Source organism: Paraburkholderia sp., assembly GCF_026225065.1.
Lineage (GTDB): Bacteria > Pseudomonadota > Gammaproteobacteria > Burkholderiales > Burkholderiaceae > Paraburkholderia.
Genome location: NZ_JAMFSB010000229.1, coordinates 25,170 through 32,175 on the forward strand (window position 1 = coordinate 25,170; position 7,006 = coordinate 32,175).

The following is a 7,006-nucleotide window of genomic DNA, read 5'->3' on the forward strand; positions in this document are numbered from 1 at the left end:
ATTGCTGTTCGCGTCGCGGGCTATACGCATCGCGGGCTTCGCGGCCTACGCTCAGCGTCTTTCCTCGGGTGCCAGATGCGAGCGCAATGCGATCGCCAGCGGAAAGATCGCCAACGCGGTCAGAGCCGTGGCAAAAGTAGCGCCGTGTACGCCGATCCGGTCGCCAAGAAAACCGTAGATGACCGGTGAAATCGCACCCGAAGCTATCGTCCCCGTGTAAAACAACGCGAATGCGCGCTCAGTGCGCTCGGGGGCCGACATTTCCGGCACTGTTCCGTAGAGCACGGAGGAAGTGCCGTTGAGCATCATGCCCAACAGCGGCAGCAGCACCATTGTGAGCGCCAGTGGGAGAAACATCACGGCGACGATGCAGGCCGCTGTACCGCCCTCGGTGACCAGCACCGTGCCTATCACTCCCATGCGTGCGCCAAGCCAGCCGCAAGCGAACTTGCCGGCCGCACCACCGATAAAGACCAGCGCGAGTGCGGTCCCCACCATCGCCGGCGAGACGCCTTTTGCCTTGAGCAAGAACGGCAAGAAAGTGAGCAGCCCCATACGCACGGCTGTGTCGAGCACACCAATCGCGAACAACGGGGAAAAGCCGCTTCCCGAGGTGCTGCGACGGTGATCGGGCGCATCAACGTCCACCGGCGCGCTACGCGGTATGGACGGGAAAAATAGCGCGATGACTGCGGCAATGACGCAGCCCAATGCGGACACAATCCATAACGCGTGACGCCACGGCATCATGGTCACGAGCAGCGAAACGGCAGCCGGCAGTGCGGATTTTCCGAGGTCTCCGGAAAAATTGTAGACGCTCAAAGGTCCTCTGGCATTGCGCCCGTAGGTACGGGAGACGGCGCCGGAGGCGATCGGGTGTTGCGTGCTTGAGCCGCTGCCCGAAATCGCCAAAGCCACGCACAGGCCAAGCAGGCCGCCCGACATCCCGGCAACGGCATAACCGAGTGCAGCCAACAAAGTACCGAGGGCCAGCGTCGCCCGACTGCCCAGCCACTGCGCAAGGCGCCCGGCAGGCAGTTGGAGCGTGGCCATCGTGCCGGCATAGATACCGCGCAGGATAGCCAGAGCGGCAAAATCAAGACCAAAGTCCGACTGCCACACGGGTAGCAACGCATAGATCATGTCTGTGTAGCCATCGTGCATCGCATGCGCGACACACGAGAGCCACAGCACGCGCGAGCGTGACGGCGCGGCCGGCTGGCCGGCTGAATCGGCCTGCTGTGGGGGCGACGGGGAAAAAACGGGCAAGCGCATATCAATCCTCTTCTCACGAGACGACGCCGAAAGGCAAGTCGCCGTGGTGTATTCAGACTCCATGTGGCAATTTTATGACGGGACAACGACACAGTTCAATTGAGCTAATATCGCGTTAATGGAGAAAAAAAGTCACGTCATGGGTAGAGACAAAGGCACTGCGAAGGACCGGGACAAGCTGCCGCCACTTAACGCGTTGCGCAATTTCGAAGCGGTAGCCCGGCACGGCAGCTTCGCCGGCGCCGCAACCGATTTGCATGTCACCCACTGGGCCGTCGGAAAGCAGATCCGGTTGCTGGAAGACTGGTTCGGCTTGCCGTTATTCGAGCGCCGCCCGCGCGGCGTTGTGCTGACCGATGAAGGCGCTGCGCTGCTGAACGAAGTGAGCAACGCGTTCGAGCGCCTGGGCACCGCGGCGGCGCGGCTGCGCCACGATGAATTTGCGCGCCGGGTCTCAGGCGTCGTGCGTGTGAACGTGCCGGCGAGTTTCGCGCTGTGCTGGCTGCTGCCGCGTCTGGCCGACTTTCAGGCGCGTTACCCGGACATCGACGTGCGGCTGTCGACCACATCGCGCAAGTTGCGCTACATAGGCGACGCCTTCGACATTGGGGTTCGCTCCGGACCCGAACAAGGCGCTGACGTCGTGTCGCGCACGCTGATGGCCGACTTGCGTCTGCCCGCCTGCAGCCCTGCACTGCTGCGCCAGCAGCCCATACAGGACGTAACCGATCTGCGCCATCAAACCCTGCTGCATTCCGCCAGTACGCGCACAGCCTGGTCGCAGTGGCTTAGGGAGGCCGGTGCGCCCGACCTGCGGGCTGCGCGTCATGTCGAGTTTGACCACGTACACCTCCAGCTTGCCGCCGCCGTGGAGGGGCTGGGTGTCACACTGGCATCGCTGCCGCTGATCGGGCGCGACATTGCCGCGGGGCGCCTCGTGTGTCCGATTGCGGCACCAACATGGCGCGCCGCCGACTACGCGCTCGTGATCAACGCCGATCGCGCCGGCGATGACGCCGTTATGGCATTTGAGCAATGGATCACGATGATGGCCAGCCAGAGTCCTGGGCAACTTGAGCGGGCCGGTGTCTGATACTTAGGTATGGGCTTTGGCGAGAACGTCCCGACGGGTGGTGCCGCGGGTCGCCGACGGGTCGGCAGGTCCTACTTCTTGCCCTGGGGGGATGCCAGATATGGCTGCACGATTTCGGAGCATCTGAATTCGCCAATCGCGCCATCGTGGTATTCGGTGCATTCGACGAGGCTGTCGTCCTTCTGCAGCACGTAGGTACGCATGGTCCTTGATGACTGTTGTACGGGCGTGTCGAACGCCGAGACGAGCTTGTAGCCGTTCATGATGACGTCATGGAGCGACGCCGGGATCGCGTGCCATTGCTGGTTAGGCGCCGGCTCAGCGGCGTGCGCCGTCAGCGCGACAGTGGCGAGCAGCGCAGTGCGTAGAACTTTCATCGGTCTTGCCCCCATCTTGCGGTCTTGAGGGCATTGACTTTATCACTCGCCCGCCTGGCATACCTAGAGCCCCTCTTGACGATGGCTGTCGCCTAACCCCCGTCAACCACGTGGTAGTCCGAAGTGAATCCATGTCTGATGTTACGTACTACGCGAAACGCAGCCGATTTCAGGAGATGAAATTCTTCAACTCCAGAAATTCCCGCAGTCGCTGCGAATCAGAGCGGAAGACCTCAGGGTCGTATTTCAGTGGACTTGAATACAACTGTGCCATCGACCTGATCCCGTGCTGTTCGAGCTTCGACCGCCCGGCCGGACTGGCCATGTGCCGCGGCCACGCGCGCTGCTCGCGTTCCGCATAGCTCGCGTCGATTTCCTCGTCGCTCGGGTCGCGGTAAAACTCGTCGTGAATCAGCGCGGACATCGGCAGCCGGTCACGTTTGTCGGGATTTTCGTCCGGATACCCGGCGACAATCGTCGCCGCCGGCACGCAGGTATCGGGGAGATTCAAGGCCGCCGCGATGGCACTCATCGCGGATAGCGTCGAGCCCATGTAGCAGACGCCCAGACCGCGAGCCTCGAATCCCAGACAGACGTTCTGCGCCACGATCATCGCGTCGCATAACGCAATGTGGTAGCCCATCAGGTTGTTGAAATTGTCGCGTGCCGCCCCACGCGCGAGCCAGCGCCGTGTCCGGTAGCAGTCCGCAACAAAGGTCACCAGCAACGGGGCTTGCAGGATCATTGGCTGTCGTGCGTGCAGCTCGTATAACTGCTGTCTGCGCTTTACGTCCTGTGTCAAAACCAGCGAGACGTTGTTGAGGTTGCCCGACGAAGAAGCCCCGGCCATTGCATCGGCACATACCTCGTCGATCAGTTCACGGGCAATGGGGCCCGGCTTGTAACGTCGGATCGAGCGATGTCCGTTGAGCAGCCTCGAGAGGTCAGTCATGGATCCCAGGCTCCGTGCGGCACAGCATCGAAAAGCAGCGATCGAGGATGCGCAGCCCCGCTTCGAGCGTCGCCAGTTCGACCGTCAGCGGCGCCAGCATACGCAGGACGTTGCCGTGCATCCCGCCTGCGAGCAACAGCAGCCCCGCCTCGCGCGCCGACGTGACAAGCTTGCTGGTGAGGTCTTTTGCCGGCTGTCCATCGGGCGTGCGTAACTCGACGCCGATCAGCGCTCCGAGTCCCCGCACGTCAGCGATCAATGGATAGCGTTGCTGCATCGCCAGCAGCGCCGCGCGCGTGATCTCGCCAACCTGGCGGGCGCGCGCCAGGATCTGCTCCCGATCCATGACGTCGAGTACGGCCAGCGCGGCGGCGCAGGACAGCGGGTTGCCGGCGTAGGTACCGCCCAGGCCGCCGGGCCCGACGGCGTCCATCACACTGGCGTGGCCCGTCACGCCGGCGAGCGGCAATCCGCCGGCCACCGATTTGCCGAACACCAGCAGGTCCGGTGTCGCTCCCATCTGCTCGACGGTGAAGAACGTACCCGTTCGGCCGGCACCGCTTTGCACCTCGTCGGCGATCAATACGATCCCTTCACGGTCGCACAACGCACGCAACTTTGAAACGAATCCAGGCGGGGCCACCTGTATTCCGCCTTCGCCCTGCACCGGTTCGAAGATGATCGCGGCAATATCTTCGGGAGCGGCGTCATTTCTGAAGATGCGCTCAATGCTGCCAAGCGCCGAATCGACGTCGATGCTGTTCAGCGCGTCCGGATAGAGCGCGCGATAGACATGACCCAGCATTAGGCCCATTCCGGACGCGTAGGGTGCCACCTTGCCGGTCATTGCCAAGGCCATTAGCGTGCGGCCATGATAGGCGCCGGTAAAGGCAATCACACCGCTGCGCTTCGTATGCGCGCGGGCGATCTTGACCGCGCTTTCCACGGCTTCGGAGCCGGTGCTGAACAAGGCAGTCTTTTTGGAGCCATCGCCCGGGGCCAGCGCATTGATCCGTTCACATACCGCGACATAGGACTCGTATGGCAGCACGGCGAAACAGGTGTGGACGAAATGGCCCAATTGCCGCTGGACCGCTTCGACGACGTCAGGATGAAGATGCCCCGTATTGAGCACGGCAATGCCGCTCGTAAAATCGATGTACTCGTTACCGTCGATATCCCAGATTCGGTCGTTTAACGCCCGCGCCGCGAAAATCGGGTGGGCCTGGTTCACGCCGCGGGCAACCGCGGCCTGCCGGCGTCCTAGCAACGTTTCGTTGGCGACACTCATAGGCTCGCCCTGATTTCTGCGAGACGTTCGTCGGCACGCGCGGCAAGAGCCAACCGATCGCCGTAGCGATAGCGGTCGAGGAACTCGAACGGCCGCGCGTTCGGGCCGCGTGCGAGCTTCGTCGCGAGGCCATCGGGCGCATGGTTCGCCCAGTCCAGCAGCGACTTGGCAAATTCAACCGTCGGCCGCGAGACATAACGATTGGCAAAATCCGAGAAGTCGAGCGGCAGATGCTCGTGGTTCTCCACATACAAACGGTGCAACGTGGCTATTGTCTGCGCTTCGCCGATCTCGCCGTCCTTGAAGCGCTCCATCGTCGAGCACGCGGCGTCGAACATCCGCTCGTAGCGGTGACTTTCAATCGACAGATGACCGGGATAGGTCGCGTTCTCAAACGCCGCATCCAATGCTTCGTTATCCCGATCAGCCAGATAGTCCGAAAGAATCCGGCGCAACCGCAGCACACCGATATAGCTGCCGCTCAGCCAGATGCGGAACCATGCATTCCACAGCGGAAACGTTCGGAACGCGGTGTACGAGTTGGCGACGAGGCGATCGTTGATGCGTACCACTTCGAGGCTATAGCGCTCGAGCGGCAACAGGTCTTCGCGCTGCCAGCGGTCCGCCCGCAGCGATTTCAGCAAAGTCGGCGCCAGTCTTGCAATCGATTCGAATGTGTTCACCAGTCCTCGCGAGAACAGCGGATCGACGAATCCCACGGCATGTCCGAGCAGGCAATGCCGATCGCCCACCGTCTCGCGACTCGTGTAGTTCAGGCGCGGCGCAACGGTCCATTCCCGAACCCGTGCAGCGTTTTTGAAGTGTTTCGCCACCGATGGATGATCGGCCAGAAACTGCTGGAATTCGCGTTCCGGATCGCGGCTCGCGGGGCCATGCCTGTCGATATCGAACTGCAGTCCGACGCTGCACAGCGGATTGGTGCTGAACGGCTGATTGTTGAACGGGATGATCCACAGCCAGCCGCAGTCGAACATGTGATGCAGCGTGGTCTGCGACAACGCGGTCGGCGAACCGTGCGTCTCGACGGGTGCGATCACATCCTCATAAAGGTCGACGTTGACCATATGCGTGAACAGCGAGCGCGTGTTTGCCTGCATCGGCCGGGCGCCTTCGCGCAACTGCAACGCATCGGCGAGCGGCGCGCGGAAACCCGCGGCGTCCACCACGAAGCGTGTGTGCAGCCGATGGCCGTCGGCAAGCGTCAGCGTGACGCCCTCGCTTGCGACGTCGATGGTCTGGATGCGTGCCTGCTGCCTGATAACCGCACCGAGACGGGCCGCAAGCGCGACGTAGTACGCATCGATGTCCTGACGAAACAGATGGGCCTCCGGCGCGAGTACCGGGGTCGACACCACATCGGCGATATCGTGCTCCTTGCGAAAGCCGTTCCATGCGAAGCTGAACGCCAGTTTGACACCCGCCGCCGAGGAGCCGATATGCCGGTTGATCTCGGAAATGTTGCCCGGATAGGCTAGTTCGGGGATGCCAAAGCGAGCCGCCATGAGTTCAAGCAGCACGGCGCTTTCCGGCACCATCGACTCGCCCACCGCGAAGCGCGGGTGCGTACCCGCGTCCAGCACGACGACCTTTACGCCGTTTTTGGCGAGAATCGCGGCAAGCATCGAACCCGAGATGCCAGAACCGATGATGGCAACGTCATGATCGTAATTCATAGTTTGCATTCCTATATGTTTTCGTTAGATCTGGTAATTTTTCGAACGTGTTCGACACCTTGTTTCAGTCGAGGTCAGGCCTTCTGATCAGCGTGCCGGTCACCTGTATGTCCGCTGCCGCATCGAAATCAGCTGCAATGAGGATCAGATAGCGTGCGTTGCCCTGCCCCAGCCATCGCGCGGCGAGCACGTCGACCAGCGTCCGTGCGCTGGCGGCCGGCATCGTGAGGTTCATGGTGGGTCCACGAAAACCGAAGCGGGTACAACAGATAGAGAGCGCAGCGCCGGCATTCGCGTTGATGAACGCCGCGGGCGATACCCGGC

6 protein-coding genes and 1 pseudogene are annotated in these 7,006 nt (G+C 62.1%); 1 reads left to right on the forward strand and 6 read right to left on the reverse strand.

What is annotated here, in order from left to right:
• Window positions 1–51 precede the first annotated feature (51 nt).
• Entirely contained in the window at window positions 52–1,275 is a 1,224-nt protein-coding gene (locus tag M0954_RS16900; RefSeq protein ID WP_297354380.1) for an MFS transporter, read from the reverse strand.
• A 139-nt stretch (window positions 1,276–1,414) separates the two neighbouring features.
• Here M0954_RS16900 and gcvA point away from each other — a divergent pair, with 139 nt between their 5' ends.
• Window positions 1,415–2,368, forward strand: coding sequence for a transcriptional regulator GcvA (gcvA, locus tag M0954_RS16905; RefSeq protein ID WP_297354382.1), 954 nt, complete (start codon window positions 1,415–1,417; stop codon window positions 2,366–2,368).
• 71 nt (window positions 2,369–2,439) lie between these two features.
• On the opposite strand, the gene M0954_RS16910 is transcribed toward gcvA, so the two are convergent.
• The 5 genes and pseudogenes from M0954_RS16910 to M0954_RS16930 all read right to left on the reverse strand — a co-directional run.
• Window positions 2,440–2,745, reverse strand: coding sequence for a hypothetical protein (locus M0954_RS16910; protein WP_123384090.1), 306 nt, complete (start codon window positions 2,743–2,745; stop codon window positions 2,440–2,442).
• A 169-nt stretch (window positions 2,746–2,914) separates the two neighbouring features.
• Complete coding sequence (locus M0954_RS16915) at window positions 2,915–3,697, reverse strand: nitroreductase family protein (protein WP_297354384.1); 783 nt, start codon at window positions 3,695–3,697, stop codon at window positions 2,915–2,917.
• Entirely contained in the window at window positions 3,690–4,988 is a 1,299-nt protein-coding gene (gene gabT, locus M0954_RS16920; RefSeq protein WP_297354386.1) for a 4-aminobutyrate--2-oxoglutarate transaminase, read from the reverse strand. Before gabT ends, M0954_RS16915 begins: the two co-directional genes overlap by 8 nt.
• Window positions 4,985–6,682 carry a tryptophan 7-halogenase gene (locus M0954_RS16925; RefSeq protein WP_297354389.1) on the reverse strand — a complete coding sequence of 566 codons (1,698 nt, stop codon included), beginning with the start codon at window positions 6,680–6,682 and terminating at the stop codon, window positions 4,985–4,987. Before M0954_RS16925 ends, gabT begins: the two co-directional genes overlap by 4 nt.
• 64 nt (window positions 6,683–6,746) lie before the next feature.
• A pseudogene (locus M0954_RS16930) lies at window positions 6,747–7,006 on the reverse strand (hypothetical protein); the annotation flags it as partial.